Raw genomic sequence first — 15,706 nt, forward strand, 5'->3', positions numbered from 1 at the left:
CGGGAGCCCCGCCCTGGAGGCTCCCCATGCGTTTGACCGACTATCTCGACAAGGGAGCCTCTCTTGGTTCCACCGCACCGTGTTTGACGATGGGGGAGCGCACTCTCTCCTACGGCGAGGTGCAACAGTTCAGCCGACGCTTCGCAGCTTCGCTCGCGGCTTCGGGCATCGCGCCGGGCGAAAAGGTCGCGATTCTGTCCGGCAATGATCCGATCTCGTTCTCGTGCGTATTCGGAATAAGCCGGGCCGGCGGCGTCTGGTGCCCGATCAACCCTCGCAACGAAGCTGCGGAAAACCGAGACCTGTTGGATTTGTTCGATTGTCGCGCTCTGTTCTTCCAGAAGTCCTATGCGCCGCTAGTCGACCAGATCAAGGATGCGCTTCCCCAGTTGGTGACGCTCGTCTGCATCGACGGCGAATGGGACTCGGCACAGTCCCTCGAAATCTGGCTCGGGGAAGAAGAACTCGACGCCGCGGCGCCCGACGACGTCACCATGCTGGTCGGCACCGGTGGTACAACTGGACGGCCAAAGGGAGTGATGTTGACCGGGCACAACATCGAGACGATGACCGCAATCACTTTGATGAGTTATCCGTTCGAGGGGCGCCCGGTGTATCTGGCGCTGGCACCGTTGACTCACGCCGCCGGTGTTCTGTGCTTCCCGATCATGGCCCTCGGCGGCGAAGTGGTGATCATGCCGAAGCCCGATCTCGGGTACTTCCTCGCGAACGTTCAGAAGCACAAGGTGACTCACACCTTCCTGCCGCCGACGCTCATCTACATGCTGCTCGAGCACGAGGCCCTGTCTGCCACGGATCTCAGCTCGCTGCAATGCTTCTGGTACGGAGCGGCGCCGATCTCCCCGACCAGACTCGCGGAGGCGATCGACAAGATCGGCCCGGTCATGGCTCAGCTGTTCGGGCAGAGTGAAGCCCCCATGATGATCTCGACGATGTCACCGAAGGAGCACTTCGGCTCGGACGGCACTGTCGCAACGTCACGACTTTCGTCGGCGGGTCGACCGTCGCCGCTGGTGACCGTCGGGATCATGGATGACAAAGGCGCGCTGCTCGGACGTGGCGAGCGTGGTGAGGTGGTGATTCGCAGTTCGTTGGTGATGGCGGGTTATTACAAGAACCCCGACGCAACCGCGGAAGCGTCAGCCCACGGCTGGCATCACACCGGCGATATCGGGTACCTGGACGACGACAATTTCCTGTTCATCGTCGACCGTGCGAAGGACATGATCATCACCGGCGGTTTCAACGTCTATTCGGTCGAGGTGGAGCAGGCACTCATGGCGTATCCGGGGATTCAGGACTGCGGAGTGATCGGGTTGCCGGATGACAAGTGGGGCGAACGCGTTGTGGCAGTGGTGCAACCGCACCTCGGCGCCGACATCGACGGCGCCGAGGTGATGGCTTTCGTGAAGGCTCGCATCGGAAGTGTGAAGACTCCGAAGCAAGTCATCGTCTGGGACGATCTACCTCGCTCCAAGGTCGGCAAAGTTCTCAAGAACGAGATCAAGAGCGAGCTGACGGGCTGAGGTCACGACTCGCACACCACGTCTTCGGCCGGTAGTGAGCCGTCGAGCAGGTACGAGTTGACGGCGGCGTTCGCGCAAGTATTCGCGTAGCCCGGGAACACCGCATGAGTGCGGCCTGGAACTGTCACGAGCCGTGAGCCTTTCATCGCTTCATGCATGCCGAGGCCTTCGTCGTACGTCGTGCGGGTGTCACCGGTTGCCTGGATCTGCAATGCCGGAACGTTGTTGTCGATGTCGATCCGCGTAGGGGCCTCACTGCGCCAGAACGCGCACGGCATGATCGTGTTGTGTGTGCCGGCAAAGATCGGCTGATCATCACGGTGCTCCTCCAACTTGTTGCGGTACCACTGGGGATCGCTCGGCATCGATACGTCTCCGCAGACGATGGCGATTGTCCCGGCATAGTCAGGACCGGTTCCCAGTTCGGTCTGGAACCATGCCTGCATCAATCCCGTCAGCTGGGGATGGATGTTCTCGACGGTCTTGCCTGCGGCGAGATCGCGCAACTGAACCAATACCTGTGCGAATGCCTCGCTTTCCTTTTCGGTGTCGCCGGTTCCGTTGACGTACATCAGGAATGGAAGGACGTGATCGTCGACGGCATGATCACCGATCTGTATCGGAGTGGTGGCCGCGTCCGAGATCAGCTTCTCGATGAGGGCGCGAACTTCGGCGGGCGTCGATCCGAGTGCATAGGTGGAGTTGTGTTCTGCTGCCCACTGCGAGAATCCGTCGATCGCTTTCTCGTTGGCCGGGCCCATGTCCTGGAACATCTCGTATCCGTATTTCTTCGGATCCGGTGCACTGTCGAGAACTACACGGTCGATCCTGTCCGGGAACATTTGAGCATAGGTTGCACCGAGGTATGTGCCGTACGACCACCCGAAGTACGACGCCTTCTCCTGGTCGAGGGCGCCACGAATCACGTCGAGGTCGCGGGCGATGTTTTGAGTATTGATGTGTGGCAGATAGTCCGGGTACTTGTCCCAGCATGTGTCAGCGGCCTCGCGTGCGAGCGCAACACTTTCGTTCCATCCCTCGTCCGTGGTGCCAGGCGAACGCATCCATGTCATCTGTTCGACGCCGCAGTCGATCGGTGTGCTCTTGCCGAGTCCTCGGGTGTCCATGCCGATGACGTCGTATGCCGCTGCGACTTCCGGTGTCATGCCCGCATTCAGAATCTCGGGCAATCCCAGTCCTCGGCCACCCGGGCCACCAGGGTTGGTGAGCAGGATCCCGCGTCGCTGTGCGGGGTCGGTGGACGCGACCCGCGAGATCGCCACTTCGATCGTTTTGCCGTCAGGGACGGAATAGTCCAAAGGTACTGTGACCATGGCGCATTCACTTGCGGTCGACGTTCCGGTATCTGTGGCGCATGGCCCCCACTCGAGATCCTGTTCGTAGAACGCGCTGAGATTCGATTGTGGATCATCCTGCGGAGTAGCAGGATCCGAGCACGCCGCCAATGCAGGTACGGCGAGCGCGGCAGCGGCGATTGTGGTAGCCAGCCACCTTCGTGGTCGAGGCATGCGTGATCTGGGCATGGTGAATCCAGTCATTGTCGTGTCCTTGCGTTGAGCCCATTTTCGGGCAGTGTTGGTCACCCCACTTCGAAGGTGGGGGTTAATCAGGGTTTTTCAGAGGCGGGGTTGACGGGCGGCGAACTCCGCGGCCACAGCCTTCGCGAATCTTTCCTGGGTGACGGTTCGTCGATCCGCTTGGTGTTCGCGCAGCACCGCTACCAACCGGGTGGGGGAAGCGTCCTCCGGTGCAGCCTGTTCGGGTAGCACGCTCTCGGTGAAGTCGCAGAACTGAATGGCAAGGGCCGCAATCGTGTCCGCGTCAGCCGGTGCGTCGGCGAGGGCATACATGCGAGTTATCAATTCGATGGCCTGCTCGCGGTTCGGCTCGGCCAATACCCGGCGATGGGCGGACAGGAGTGAATCGCAGACCTCGGGATCGCCCCCGGAGACCGTGAGTGCGAGGATCAGAAGTTCACGCTCGTTGTCGATCCACGCTGTCGGCGCACCGGCAACGACGTACTGTGCGAGCACTTCCGAAAACGCGTCGGGTAGTTCAGGATCGGCATTGCGGCGTAGCGACTCGATGTGCGCACGCTGAACAGCGATCTGTTCGGCCTTCGTCGCCAATTCCTTGTCGAGGGCATCGAGTGCAGACCGAGTGTCGTGAGCGTCGCCGTCGAGTAGTTCGGCGATCTTGGCAACAGGAATCCCCAGATCGCGCAGGCGGCGGATGCGACTCAGTCGTGCCAGGTCCACCGCCCGGTACGTGCGGTAGCCGTTGGGTTGGCGTTGTGGTTCTTCGAGAAGGCCGTTCGAGTGGTAGTAGCGCACGGATCTGACGGTGGTGCCGGCCAATTTGGCCAGCTCGCCGATGGTCATCATCGCCCTGCCCTCCCGTGATCGAATCGGATTCCGTCTGTGAAAACCATTCTCCAACCTTGACGCGGCGTCAGGGTCAAGATTCGCGCCGGAGAACGTGACCGTTGACACTTTAAGGAGGCGGACTTAATCTGACTTTTGTCCTTTACGACATCGTCGATTTCGAGGAAGTGCCCTGATGGCTACCCCTTTTCCTGCGGCAACAATCTTTCCGATCCCCACCGACCCGCTTGCTGCGTACGGTCCACTCGTTGCTCGCCGGAATCCCGAGTCGGTAGTCCCGGCACCGTACGAACACCTTGCGGTCAAGGCGGTCGCGCCGACGATCGGAGCGGAAATCTCCGGTATTCGACTCGGCGGGGGTCTGTCTGATGCCGTGATTGCGGAACTCCGCCGAGCTCTCCTCGAATGGAAAGTCCTCTTCTTCCGCGATCAGGACCTCGACCGAGCGGAACATCGAGCTTTTGCCGAGCGTTGGGGCGATCTCGAACAGCATCCGTTCTTCAAGTACACGCAGCCCGGGCAGACGGACGTCGATGTCACGACACTGGCGAAGGATGCGATGGTCGGCGGAGTCGAGAACAACTGGCACAACGACGTTACGTGGCACGAGTTTCCTTCGTTCGCAGCAGTTCTTCGTGCGGTCGAGGTGCCAGAGGTGGGTGGTGACACTTTGTGGGCCGATACTGCAGCTGCCTACGATCTGCTTCCTGAAGACATCAAGAAGCGTATCGACCCGCTTGTTGCAGAACACGATTGGATCAACTCGTTCGGCAGGTCGATGCCGGTGGATGCGGTCGAGATGTTGCGTCCGAAGTTCCCCGCTGTGCAGCATCCGGTGGTTCGGATCATTCCGGAAAGTGGCAGGCGGGTGTTGTTCGTCAACATGACCTTCACGCAACGGATCTTGGGTGTGTCAGAAGAAGAATCGAACGAACTTCTCACGATGCTGTATCGCCACGTCAATCGTCCGGAATTTCAGGTCCGTTTGAAGTGGGAGCCGAATACTGTTGCCTTCTGGGACAATCGGACCTGCCAGCACTACGCGGCCAGTGACTACTTCCCGGCTCGTCGTGTGATGGATCGAATCTCGATTGTCGGGGATCGACCGGTGGGCGTCGGGGCTGATACGACGCTCAGCGCCTCGAGTGTCTACTACGGGAAGTAGTAACGCACCTCACATAGTTTTTCGACGCCTTGTCGATATGATTTCGACAAGGCGTCGATAAAAGTCGGCGTGACTCGTATCGACGACTTTGGAGCTTCCCGAATGTTCCTCGCCCTGCGTGAACTGTGGTTTGCGCGAAATCGATTCCTCTTGATGGGTGCCGTGGTTGCCCTCATCTCGATCCTGATGGTGATCCTGTCCGGCCTCTCGTCCGGACTGGTCAATGATGGTGTGTCCGCGTTGCAGCGGACGCCGATTCAGGCGTTTGCCTTCGCGCCGGACACCAAAGCCGACTCGGCGTTTTCGCGCTCGGTCGTCACCGAGGAGCAGGCGCAGGCATGGCGCATGCAACCCGATGTCCAAGACGCCGAGCTCTTCGGCAACATGATCGTCAATGCAAAAACTCGCAGTGGCACGCCTGTCGATCTCACGCTCTTCGGTATCGAACCTGGCTCCTTCCTCGAGCCCGTCACCGCCGACGGGAGGGGACTGCAAGCCGACACGGACATCATCGTCAGCTCTACTTTCCGCGACGACGGTGTTGCGATCGGTGACACCGTGATACTCGATCGACTCGGTACGGAGCTGACAGTTGTCGGATTCACCGAAGACAAGCGCACTTTCGGTCACGTCGACGTCGCCTACCTGCCCCTGCGTACTTGGCAGGAGGTTCACGCCGGTGCCAAGATCGGCGAAACCGCCAATGCCAGTGCCTATTCCGAAGCAAGTGTTGTTGCGATTCGGGGCGTTGGTGGCGCGTTGCCGGACCTCGTGTCGGGCGATGCGGCGGCAGGAACGTCCGCAAAGACGCTCGAGGAATCTTTCGACTCCTCACCAGGCTTCTCTGCGGAAATGATGACAATGTCGATGATCAAGGCGTTTCTGTACGCGATTTCGGCGCTGGTGGTCGGTGCATTCTTCAGTATCTGGACGGTTCAGCGCGGTCGTGAACTCGCAGTGTTGCGCGCGATGGGAGCCTCTACCGGCTTCCTGCTTCGTGACGGCATGGCGCAGGCACTGGTAGTGCTGCTTGGTTCCATCGGCCTCGGTGTGTTGCTGGGCTTGGGGCTCGGTTCGGGGCTCGAAGGCGGGGGGATGCCGTTCGCCCTCGAGTCCGGCCCAGTCGTCAACGGCGCAGTGCTCTTGGCGGTACTCGGGCTGGTCGGCGCAGCCGTTGCCATCGTCCGTGTTACCCGTGTCAACCCGCTCACCGCATTGGGAGAAAACCGATGACCACAGTCGAAAAGACCACAACCGGATTGGTATTGACCGCTGTCAGTCTTCGATTCGGTGACGGTGACTCCACCGTGCTCGCCCTCGACAACGTGAACCTGGAGGTCTCGTGCGGTGAACTTGTCGCGATCGTCGGACCGTCAGGCGCTGGAAAGTCGAGCTTGCTCGCTGTGGCCGGCGGACTCGGTCGGCCGTCGAGTGGAACGATTGTCATCGACGGCGTGGACGTGTCGGCGATGCCGGCCCGTGCTCTCGCCAAACTTCGACGAGACAAGGTCGGCTTCGTCTTTCAGTCCGGCAACCTGATTCCAGCGCTGACGGCGCGCGATCAGCTTCGGCTGATTCCCAAGCTCACGGGGCGGCCGGGTCGCGATCCCGAGGAGTTGCTCGACTCGGTCGGTATGAGTCACCGTGCAGATCGTCGACCCGGTCAACTCTCCGGCGGTGAACGCCAGCGCGTCGGTATCGCTCGGGCATTGATGAGCAATCCCTCGCTACTGCTCGTCGACGAGCCGACGGCTGCTCTCGACCGCAAACGCAGCCATGAGGTGGTCGAACTGCTCTCGCGCGAAACTCACGAGGCAGGCGTCGCTACGATCATGGTGACCCACGATCACGACGTGCTCGGGCACTGCGACCGCATCCTCGAAATGGTTGACGGTCGGTTGCGTCAGAGCGAGTAAGCCCGCGAGGGGACTGGAGGAGATTCGGTGCCGAGGATCGATGCGCCCACTGTGGTCGAGCATCGTGCTGCTCAGCGCCGTGCCCTCCTCGACGCTGCACACGCTCTTCTGTCCGAGGCCCCGGATCGGCCACCGGGGCTCGGTGAGGTGGCAGCGAAGGCCGGGCTCGCCAGGTCGAGTGCCTACCACTACTTCCGGTCCCGGGAAGATCTCCTCAGTGCCGTCGTCGAAGACATGTTCCCGCGCTGGAACGACAAGATCGTCGAGGCGATGGCAGGCGCAGACGATCCGGTATGGGCGTACGTCGAGGCAAACCTCCAACTGGTTGCCGACGGAGAGCATGCGATAGTCGGAGCGCTGGCGACACTGACCCCGCAAACATTTCGAGATTCGCGGATCATGGAAATGCACGACAGTCTTGTGCTTCCGCTGGTCGAGGCCCTCCGCCTCCGTGGCGTGTCGGACCCGAAGCTCACCGCCAAGTTGATCAACTCGCTGGTGCATACGGGTACCGAACTGATCGAATCCGGTTGCAGCATGGACGAAGTCAGGTCCGCCGTGCGTGAGGTCCTCGCGTGAGTGGCAGCCTCAGGCCGTAATCAGATCCATCCGAAGGTACTCGGTGATGCGGAGCAGCCTCGGGGGTTGGGACACGTCTGAGGAAAGTGCTTGAAATGCTTCGTCTTTCGCGACGAGGCGTGGGGTGCCGAGGCTCACCTCCGTCTCGTCGACCGACAGTCGAGCGCTTCCCGCTCTCAAGACGTTCTGCACCCAGTCCGAGCCTGATCCATACACCAGAATGAAGACATAGCCACCCTCGACCGGATAGGCGTCGAGAGGTGTCCGGTAGGTCGTGCCGGATGTGCGTCCGACGTGAGTCAGTACCGGCCATTTCCCGCTCGAGATCGCGCGAGGATTGAACACTCGCTTGTTGACATGTCCCCACCATCTCGGCATCGGCATTGCGGTCTCCCTTCGCGAGCGCCTTACGAACGTAAGGCGGGCTTACACCTGTAAGGGTGACTTACGTATGTAAGGTTGTCAACGTATTCGTTCCGCCGAGGGGAGTCTGTGTGTCACGGCAACCGCGACAGTCGCTGAACAGAACTCGCGTAATCGAGGGTGCGATCCGCGTTGCCGACGCGGGTGGTGTCGAAGCCGTCACGATGCGACGGGTGGCCCAGGAACTGGGCATCGAGGCGATGTCGCTCTACCACCACGTGCCCAACAAAGATGCGATTCTCGACGGCCTCGTCGATGCGGTCTTCGAGGCGATCGACCTGCCCGACAGTGAGTGTGCGGATTGGCGAGACGCAATCCGTGGACGCGCCTATTCCGCTCGCACAGTCCTGTCGCAGCACCGTTGGGCTCTCGGTCTGCTGGATTCGCGACGCAACCCTGGCTCGGCGACCCTGCGTCATCTCGACGCTGTGCTCGGAGTCCTCCGGAAGGCCGGGTTCACACTCCCGATGGCCGCCCACGGAGCCTCGCTGATCGACAGCTATATCGGCGGATATGTTCTCCAGGAGGCGAATCTACCGATAAGCGCACCCGGCGACGTCGAAGAAGTTGCGAGTGACATCCTCGAGCACCTTCCGGCTGAAGAGTTGCCCTTCCTTCACGAGATGATCGTCGATCACGGTCTGAGTCCGGCTTACGACCACACGAGTGAGTTCGCCTACGGTCTCGATCTCATCCTCGATGCGCTGGAGGCGCGCCGAGGCTAGCGCTGAACCGGCACGTGCTTCGTGACTATCCGGTGGATCAGACGAGCAGCCGTTCGGGCAGTGCGATTGTCGACGTCGAGGCTCGGGTTCAGTTCGGCGACATCGAGAACCGCGAGTTTTCCGCTGGACGTGACTCGGTCACATACGTATTGGATGGTTTCGAGGCTGACTCCGTAGGCCGCAGGTGCGCTGACGCCCGGCGCCACAGCTGCAGGCAGGACATCGAGGTCGATGGTCAGGTAGACCAGATCGACGTCGTCGAGGAAGTCTGCGAGGAACTGATCCACGACGCCTCGGCCGATCGCTCCGCATTCTTCGTCGAGCAGATAGCGAACACCGAGGCGGTGAGCCGTGTCGAACAGTGCCGTGGTGTTGCTCGGTTGGCTGATTCCGATCACGCTGTACTGATGTGAGGTGCCTGCCGCGGCTTCGTCCTCGGCGATCTGACGAAAGGGTGTGCCGGAGCTGGGTATCGGATCGCCCCGCAGGTCGAAGTGCGCATCCAAGTTGAGGATTCCGAGTTTGGCTCCAGCGGTTCGCAACTCGGAGCCCGCGACGCCGAGGTATGTGCCGTAGGCGATTTCGTGTCCTCCCCCGAGAACCACAGGGAAGTGTCCCGAATCAAGCGCAGCGCTGACGGCGTTCCCGAGTGCGGCTTGACCGGCCTCGAGTTCTTCACCCGACACGGCAACGGTTCCGGCGTCCTGAATCTGCAGTGGTTCGGCCAGCGCCATGGAAGCCAACCCGGCTCGCAACGCGTCCGGGCCATCCGCGGCGCCGCGGCGGCCCTTGTTGCGGCGGACTCCTTCGTCGCTGGAGAATCCGATCAGAACACAGTCGCCGGGAGCTGTTTCGGCTGAATACGGTTGCACGGCATGATGCCACCGCAGATGCTCGGCAGTGGTGCCGTCGGAGCGCCCGGTCCACGGCTTGGGTTCGATGTCGACTGCGATCTGATGAGCCACGACGGCCTCCCGGTGAGTGTATTTCAGTAGCTTGTGGCGAGTGCGCCGTTTTTCCAGACCTCGCGCACCAGAGGGACGCCCGGGCGGTAGGCGAGGTGGAGGTACGACGGTGCATCGAGCGCGATGGCGTCGGCACGTGTTCCGAGAGAAAGGGTTCCGACGTCGGTGCGCTGCAGCGCCCGGGCGCCTCCTGCAGTGGCTGCCCAGACTGCCTCGGCGGGTGTCATGTGCATGTCTCGCACCGCAATTGCTATGCAGAACGGGAGGCTGGTGGTGTAGCAGGTGCCGGGATTGCAGTCGGCGCCGAGAGCTACGGTGACGCCGGCGTCCAGCAGTGCGCGGGCGTCGGGGTACTTGTTGCGGGTGGAGAAGTCGGCACCCGGCAACAGTGTTGCGACGGTGGAACTCTGAGCCAGGGCGTCGATGTCCTCGGCGGTGACGTAGGTGACGTGATCGACGGATGCGGCTCCCATCTCGACGGCGAGTTGAACTCCTGGCCCTTCGCCGAGTTGATTGCCGTGGACGCGGGGGATCAGTCCAGCGGCGACGCCTGCGCTCAGGACTGCATGTGCCTGTTCGCGGTTGAACGCGCCTCGCTCGCAGAAGACATCGATCCACTTCGCGTGTGGCGCACAGGCAGGGATCATCTCGTCGCACGCCATGGCGACATAGTCATCGACGCGACCGGCATATTCGGGTGGTGGAACGTGGGCGGCCAGCAGTGTGACCTCGTCGGTGAACTGTCCGGCGATCAGTGCGCTGCGTAGTTCGCTCTCGGTGTTCTGCCCGTATCCGGTCTTGCATTCGACGGTTGTGCTGCCGGAGCGCAGGGATTCGTCGAGTAGGCGTCGAACATTGGCCTGCAATTGTTCGTCGGTGGCCGAGCGCGTCGCTTCGATGGTGTTGCGAATGCCGCCGGCGGCGTACTTCTCGCCCGCCATGCGAGCTGCGAATTCCTCGGCCCGCTCGCCACCGAACACCAGGTGCGAGTGACTCTCCACGAAACCGGGGAGCAGGGCCCGACCGCCGATATCCTGACCGATATCGGCAGCCGGGGCGTCGGCGGAATCACCGACCCAAGCAACAACGCCGTCGTCGAAAACGATTGCCGCGTCGTGTCGTACGCCGAGCTTGCCCTCACCCAGAGTCGGGTCATTGGTGACGAGGGTTCCGATGTTGGTCAGAACAGTGGTTCGAGAACCATTCGTGGTCAATGTAATTCCTAACTCAGGGTGAGGTGGTGAAGCTGTTTCAGTTCTCGGTCATCGGGATTCGGACGCCGCGGGTGGCTGCCGTGTCGATGGCGTGGTCGTATCCTGCATCCGCATGCCGGATGACGCCCATCCCGGGATCGTTGGTGAGAACTGCTTCGAGCTTCTTGGCTGCGAGTTCGGTGCCGTCGGCGATGCACACCTGTCCCGCGTGGATGGAGCGTCCCATACCGACGCCGCCGCCTTGGTGGAGTGAAACCCACGAAGCGCCGGACGCGGTGTTGACCAGGGCGTTGAGCAGCGGCCAGTCGGCGATCGCGTCGGACCCGTCGATCATCGATTCGGTTTCGCGGTACGGCGAGGCGACCGATCCGGAGTCGAGGTGATCGCGGCCGATGGCGATCGGTGCGGAGAGCTCGCCCGAGGCCACCATCTCGTTGAACTTGAGGCCGGCGAGGTGGCGCTCACCGTATCCGAGCCAGCAGATACGAGCCGGAAGGCCTTCGAAGGCAACCTTTTCGCCGGCCATGGTGATCCAGCGGCGCAGGTGCTCGTTCTCGGGGAAGAGTTCGAGGATGGCCTTGTCGGTGGCCTCGATGTCCTTGGGATCACCCGAGAGCGCTGCCCAGCGGAAGGGGCCGAGGCCTTCTTCGAAGAGCGGACGGATGTAGGCGGGAACGAATCCGGGGAAGTCGAATGCACGGTCGTAGCCGGCCTTGCGGGCCTCGTCGCGGATGGAGTTGCCGTAGTCGAATACCTCGGCGCCGGCGTCCATGAATCCGACCATGGCCTTGACGTGTGCGGCCATCGCGTTGCGGGAATCTTCGGTGAACTTCTGCGGATCCTTCTCCGACATGGTCTTCATGTCGCCGAAGTCGATGCCGATCGGCAGGTAGGCGAGGGGATCGTGCGCCGAGGTCTGGTCGGTCACGATGTCGATGGGGGCCTTCATCTCCAGCAGCGCCGGGAAGATCTCTGCCGCATTGCCTTCGAGGCCGATGGAGAGTGGCTTCTTGGCATCGCGTGCCGCGGTCGCCAGTTCGAGCGCGTGCTCGATGCTGTCTGCCTTGGTGTCGAGGTACTTGTGGGCGATACGACGGTCGATGCGGGTGATGTCGCAGTCGACGCAGATCGCGACGCCGTCGTTCATAGTGACGGCGAGAGGCTGAGCGCCGCCCATGCCGCCGAGACCCGCAGTGAGGGTGATCGTTCCGGCGAGTGAGCCGTTGTAGCGCTTCTTCGCGATGGCGCCGAAGGTCTCGTACGTACCCTGCAGGATTCCCTGGGTGCCGATGTAAATCCAGGAGCCTGCGGTCATCTGGCCGTACATGGTCAGGCCGAGGTCTTCGAGACGGCGGAACTCTTCCCAGTTCGCCCAGTCACCGACCAGGTTGGAGTTGGCGATCAGCACTCGCGGTGCCCACTCGTTGGTGCGGAAGACACCGACCGGCTTGCCGGACTGCACCAGCATGGTCTCGTCGTTCTTCAGCGTCTTCAGCGTGGCGACCATGGCGTCGAAGGCAGCCCAACTACGCGCTGCGCGACCGGTTCCGCCGTAGACGACGAGGCTGTCCGGGTGCTCGGCAACATCGGGGTCGAGGTTGTTCATGAGCATGCGCAGGGCACCCTCCTGCTGCCAACCGAGCGTCGTGAGCTCGGGGCCGCGGGGAGCGCGGACGGGGCGCGGCTCGTGGCCGGGGGTGCTGATTTCCATTGTGTTCTCCTAGCTTGCTGAAGTTCGAAAGACGTTGGGGGATCAGACGCGAGAGTCGGTCATCGCGGTGTGATCGGGGTAGATCATCGACGAAGGGGGATTGCTCGTGCGCTTGGCGAGTGGGTAATAGATCAGCCCGGTGAACACGATGCCGACGAGCCACGAGATGTCGGCGCCGCCGAGCATGTCCGTGACGGGGCCGGTGTACATCTTCTGGGCGAGGAACGGGATCTGGGCGAGAACGCCGGCGGCGTAGCAAGCCAATGCGGTGAAGTTCCATGCTCCGTATCGACCGTTGACGTCGTACAGCGCCGGAATGTCGATGCGTTCCTTGGAGATCAGGTAGTAGTCGATCAGATTGATCGCACTCCACGGCGTGAACACCATCAGCAACACCAGGACGAAGTTCTTGAAGTTGTCCAGGAAGTCGGCGCTGGCGGCGATGGCGATCAAGACCGAGACCGCAGTGAAACCGAGGATGTAGAGGGTGCGCGCGGTGCTCGAGATTCGAGACTGTCCGTTGAAGGCGGTGACGGTGGTCAGGATCGACATGAATCCGCCGTAGGCGTTGAGCACGTTCACCGTCAGCTTGCCGACCAGGATGACGAAGTAGATCAGGAAGGCGATGGCAGCGGGTCCGGCCAGATCTCCCATGAAGCCGACCTGGTTACCCAGGAACGCGTCGCCGGCGCAGGCCGCGACGAGAGCGCCGAAGGTCATGGACCACTGCGATCCGATGACACTACCGAGGAACGTCGACCAGAACGTGGTGCTCTCGGAAGTGCTGCGCGGCAGGTAACGCGAGTAGTCGGCGACGTACGGGCCGAAGGTGAGCTGCCAACCGGCACCCAGCGAGATCGCGAGCAGGAAGGTGACTATGTCGAAGCCCTTGATGCCGACGTACGAGGCGACGTCGTACTCGAGGAACAGTCGAACGGCCAGGTAGGAGAATCCGACGATGCCCACGACGGTGGCGATCCTGCCGACGATGTGGATCAGCTTGTAGCCGGTGACCGCGACGAATGCGGTGAGGAGACCGAAGACGACGATGCCGACGGTGGGGCTGTCGATGTGCAGGATCTTGTTGACGGCCTGTCCGGCCAACACGGTGCCGGTGGCAGCGAAGCCGAGGTACATCAGGATGACGAGAACAAGCGGTACGACTGCTCCCTTGACGCCGAACTGGGCGCGACTCGAGATCATCTGGGGGAGACCCATACGCGGGCCCTGTGCGGAGTGAAGCGCCATGACAGCGCCACCGAAGATGTTGCCGATCAGAAGTCCGACGATCGCCCAGATGGCGTCCGCGCCGAATACGACGGCGAGAGCGCCGTCGACGATTGCAGTGATCTGCATGTTGGCGCCGAACCAGAGAGTGAACTGGCTGCGCGGGGTGCCGTGTCGTTCTGCATCCGGGACGACGTCGATAGTGCGTCGTTCCGGAGTGAGGATGACCTCGGCCGGTCCATCGTGAGTCATAGGCCTGTCTTTCTGCTGCGAGCCCGTCGAGCGACGGAATCGACGTCGGGGTATTGCCCACCTTCTTCGTGCTTGGTGCTTTGCGCCTTGTGCTTTGTGCGCTGGGTCACTGTCACTGCGGATAAATGTATATGCCTGTATATACAGGCGTCAATACCCGGGACCCGTTTTCGCGTAAATGCTGTGTAACACCGCGCGAGAAATCAGAAACCCTTACCCGGGTTGAGGATTCCGAGCGGGTCGAAGGCAGCCTTGATCGATCGGTGCAGTTGCATGCTGTCCTCGCCGAGCTCGAGAGAGAGCCAGCGACGCTTCAGAACGCCGACGCCGTGCTCTCCGGTCAGAGTTCCGCCGAGTTCGAGAGCACGCCGGAAGACCTCGTCCGCGGCGGTCCACACGGCTTCGGGGACCGAGCCGTCGGCAGTGCGGTCGAAGACGAAGGTCGGATGGACGTTGCCGTCACCAGCATGCGCGACGGTCATGATCTTGACCATGTGCTCGGCGGCGGCTCGGTCGATACTCTCGAGCATGTCGGGCAGTTTCGACCGCGGGACCCCGACGTCTTCCACGAGACATTGCCCGAGTCGTTCGGAAGCCGGATAGGCGAGTCGGCGAATCTCGAGTAGCTGTGCGGCTTCTGCCGCGTCCTGCGAGACGGCGACAAAATCTGCGCCCGCCCTCTCGAAGTGTTTCTGCATCGCCGCGGCTGCTGCGTCGGCATCGACCCCGTCGGCCTGTGCGATCAGCATCGCGGCGGTGTTGTCTTCCAACCCGATTCGTTTCCAGTCGTCGACTGCGCGCAGCGTTGCTCGATCGATCAGCTCCAGCAGGCTCGGTCCGATCCCGTCGCGAACGACCGCGGTAACTGCGTCCGCTGCGGAGCGGAGAGAATCGAAACTGCCGACGACGGTGACCGGTGCTCTCTTGGGCTTGGGCTGCAACTTCAGCGTGGCACTCGTGACGACTCCGAGTGTTCCCTCCGAACCGACGAGAAGACTGGTCAAGTCGTATCCCGCAACACCTTTGACGGTCCTTCGGCCTGTCCGCACGATCCGACCGTCGGCGAGCACAACCTCGAGACCCAGGACTGAATCGCGGGTGACGCCGTACTTCACGCAACGCAGTCCACCGGCGTTGGTGGCGATGTTTCCGCCGATCGTGGAGATCTCGAAACTGCTCGGATCAGGGGCGTACATCAGCCCGTACTCGTCTGCTGCTCGACTGATGTCGGCGTTGATCACCCCGGCTTCCACGACAGCGAGTTGATCGTCCGGATTGACCTCGAGAATCGAGCGCATGCGAGTGGTCGAGATGACCAGGCAGCCCTCGACGGCTGCCCCGCCGCCCGCCAAACCGGTTCCCGCACCGCGGGTTACCACCGGGACACGGTGAGCAGTAGCCCATTTCAGCGCCTCGGAAATGTCGGCCGCAGTTTCGGCGAGCATGACGGCTGCCGGATGGCCGGGTTCGGTGAGATGGGCCTCGTCACGGCGGTACGAGTCCATTACCGCAGGGTCGGTGATCAGGCGACTCGAACCGATCGACCGAGCAAGTTCGTGGACGGACATTCTTTTCTC

General features: G+C 62.0%; 14 protein-coding genes. 6 read left to right on the plus strand and 8 right to left on the minus strand.

The window, feature by feature from the left end; translation table 11 throughout:
* The first annotated feature begins 26 nt into the window (after nucleotides 1-26).
* Complete coding sequence (locus tag P3G66_RS01430) at nucleotides 27-1,547, plus strand: AMP-binding protein (protein WP_099697508.1); 1,521 nt, start codon at nucleotides 27-29, stop codon at nucleotides 1,545-1,547.
* Nucleotides 1,548-1,549: 2 nt separating this feature from the next.
* Here the strand turns inward: P3G66_RS01430 and P3G66_RS01435 are convergent, their stop codons facing one another.
* Together P3G66_RS01435 and P3G66_RS01440 are read right to left on the minus strand one after the other, a co-directional pair.
* On the minus strand, nucleotides 1,550-3,106 hold the full coding sequence (locus P3G66_RS01435; RefSeq protein WP_276116093.1) for an alpha/beta fold hydrolase: 1,557 nt from the start codon (nucleotides 3,104-3,106) through the stop codon (nucleotides 1,550-1,552).
* Nucleotides 3,107-3,184: 78 nt separating this feature from the next.
* A complete protein-coding gene (locus P3G66_RS01440) occupies nucleotides 3,185-3,952 on the minus strand; it encodes a MerR family transcriptional regulator (RefSeq protein WP_256519931.1) in 768 nt (255 codons plus the stop codon).
* 175 nt (nucleotides 3,953-4,127) lie between these two features.
* Between P3G66_RS01440 and P3G66_RS01445 the strand changes: the two genes are divergently transcribed.
* From P3G66_RS01445 to P3G66_RS01460, 4 genes are all read left to right on the plus strand, one after another.
* Nucleotides 4,128-5,117 (plus strand): TauD/TfdA family dioxygenase, encoded by a 990-nt coding sequence (locus P3G66_RS01445; protein ID WP_256519930.1) that lies wholly within the window; start codon nucleotides 4,128-4,130, stop codon nucleotides 5,115-5,117.
* Between the two features lie 102 nt (nucleotides 5,118-5,219).
* Entirely contained in the window at nucleotides 5,220-6,350 is a 1,131-nt protein-coding gene (locus P3G66_RS01450) for an ABC transporter permease (RefSeq protein WP_211921074.1), read from the plus strand.
* Complete coding sequence (locus P3G66_RS01455) at nucleotides 6,347-7,033, plus strand: ABC transporter ATP-binding protein (protein ID WP_003939803.1); 687 nt, start codon at nucleotides 6,347-6,349, stop codon at nucleotides 7,031-7,033. The genes P3G66_RS01450 and P3G66_RS01455 overlap by 4 nt, the downstream gene beginning before the upstream one ends.
* Nucleotides 7,034-7,060: 27 nt before the next feature.
* Nucleotides 7,061-7,612 carry a TetR/AcrR family transcriptional regulator gene (locus P3G66_RS01460; RefSeq protein WP_007732757.1) on the plus strand — a complete coding sequence of 184 codons (552 nt, stop codon included), beginning with the start codon at nucleotides 7,061-7,063 and terminating at the stop codon, nucleotides 7,610-7,612.
* Between the two features lie 9 nt (nucleotides 7,613-7,621).
* Here the strand turns inward: P3G66_RS01460 and P3G66_RS01465 are convergent, their stop codons facing one another.
* Nucleotides 7,622-7,996, minus strand: coding sequence for a nitroreductase family deazaflavin-dependent oxidoreductase (locus P3G66_RS01465; protein ID WP_058037648.1), 375 nt, complete (start codon nucleotides 7,994-7,996; stop codon nucleotides 7,622-7,624).
* 110 nt (nucleotides 7,997-8,106) lie between these two features.
* Between P3G66_RS01465 and P3G66_RS01470 the strand changes: the two genes are divergently transcribed.
* Entirely contained in the window at nucleotides 8,107-8,760 is a 654-nt protein-coding gene (locus P3G66_RS01470; protein WP_234551285.1) for a TetR/AcrR family transcriptional regulator, read from the plus strand.
* Here P3G66_RS01470 and hutG read toward each other — a convergent pair.
* The 5 genes from hutG to P3G66_RS01495 form a co-directional block, all read right to left on the minus strand.
* The gene (gene hutG / locus P3G66_RS01475; RefSeq protein ID WP_042926100.1) at nucleotides 8,757-9,725 is read right to left on the minus strand and encodes a formimidoylglutamase; all 969 of its coding nucleotides are present in this window, start codon (nucleotides 9,723-9,725) and stop codon (nucleotides 8,757-8,759) included. The genes P3G66_RS01470 and hutG overlap by 4 nt on opposite strands.
* 23 nt (nucleotides 9,726-9,748) lie before the next feature.
* Nucleotides 9,749-10,939, minus strand: coding sequence for an imidazolonepropionase (gene hutI / locus P3G66_RS01480; protein ID WP_054187472.1), 1,191 nt, complete (start codon nucleotides 10,937-10,939; stop codon nucleotides 9,749-9,751).
* 37 nt (nucleotides 10,940-10,976) lie between these two features.
* Nucleotides 10,977-12,650 carry a urocanate hydratase gene (hutU, locus tag P3G66_RS01485; RefSeq protein ID WP_007732742.1) on the minus strand — a complete coding sequence of 558 codons (1,674 nt, stop codon included), beginning with the start codon at nucleotides 12,648-12,650 and terminating at the stop codon, nucleotides 10,977-10,979.
* A 42-nt stretch (nucleotides 12,651-12,692) separates the two neighbouring features.
* Nucleotides 12,693-14,129 (minus strand): cytosine permease, encoded by a 1,437-nt coding sequence (locus tag P3G66_RS01490; protein ID WP_003940251.1) that lies wholly within the window; start codon nucleotides 14,127-14,129, stop codon nucleotides 12,693-12,695.
* 203 nt (nucleotides 14,130-14,332) lie between these two features.
* On the minus strand, nucleotides 14,333-15,697 hold the full coding sequence (locus tag P3G66_RS01495) for an FAD-linked oxidase C-terminal domain-containing protein (protein WP_276116094.1): 1,365 nt from the start codon (nucleotides 15,695-15,697) through the stop codon (nucleotides 14,333-14,335).
* Nucleotides 15,698-15,706: the final 9 nt, after the last annotated feature.

Origin of the sequence: Rhodococcus sp. C3V (assembly GCF_029269915.1) — a bacterium.
GTDB classification, from domain to species: Bacteria; Actinomycetota; Actinomycetes; order Mycobacteriales; family Mycobacteriaceae; genus Rhodococcus_F; species Rhodococcus_F qingshengii.

Bases quoted from the DNA above. Each gene is read 5' to 3' on its own strand.
- P3G66_RS01430 (WP_099697508.1), top strand. From the start codon at position 27: ATGCGTTTGACCGACTATCTCGACAAGGGAGCCTCTCTTGGTTCCACC.
- P3G66_RS01445 (WP_256519930.1), top strand. From the start codon at position 4,128: ATGGCTACCCCTTTTCCTGCGGCAACAATCTTTCCGATCCCCACCGAC.
- P3G66_RS01495 (WP_276116094.1), bottom strand. From the start codon at position 15,697: ATGTCCGTCCACGAACTTGCTCGGTCGATCGGTTCGAGTCGCCTGATC.
- P3G66_RS01465 (WP_058037648.1), bottom strand. From the start codon at position 7,996: ATGCCGATGCCGAGATGGTGGGGACATGTCAACAAGCGAGTGTTCAAT.
- P3G66_RS01490 (WP_003940251.1), bottom strand. From the start codon at position 14,129: ATGACTCACGATGGACCGGCCGAGGTCATCCTCACTCCGGAACGACGC.
- hutU (WP_007732742.1), bottom strand. From the start codon at position 12,650: ATGGAAATCAGCACCCCCGGCCACGAGCCGCGCCCCGTCCGCGCTCCC.
- P3G66_RS01455 (WP_003939803.1), top strand. From the start codon at position 6,347: ATGACCACAGTCGAAAAGACCACAACCGGATTGGTATTGACCGCTGTC.
- P3G66_RS01435 (WP_276116093.1), bottom strand. From the start codon at position 3,106: ATGACTGGATTCACCATGCCCAGATCACGCATGCCTCGACCACGAAGG.
- P3G66_RS01450 (WP_211921074.1), top strand. From the start codon at position 5,220: ATGTTCCTCGCCCTGCGTGAACTGTGGTTTGCGCGAAATCGATTCCTC.
- P3G66_RS01440 (WP_256519931.1), bottom strand. From the start codon at position 3,952: ATGATGACCATCGGCGAGCTGGCCAAATTGGCCGGCACCACCGTCAGA.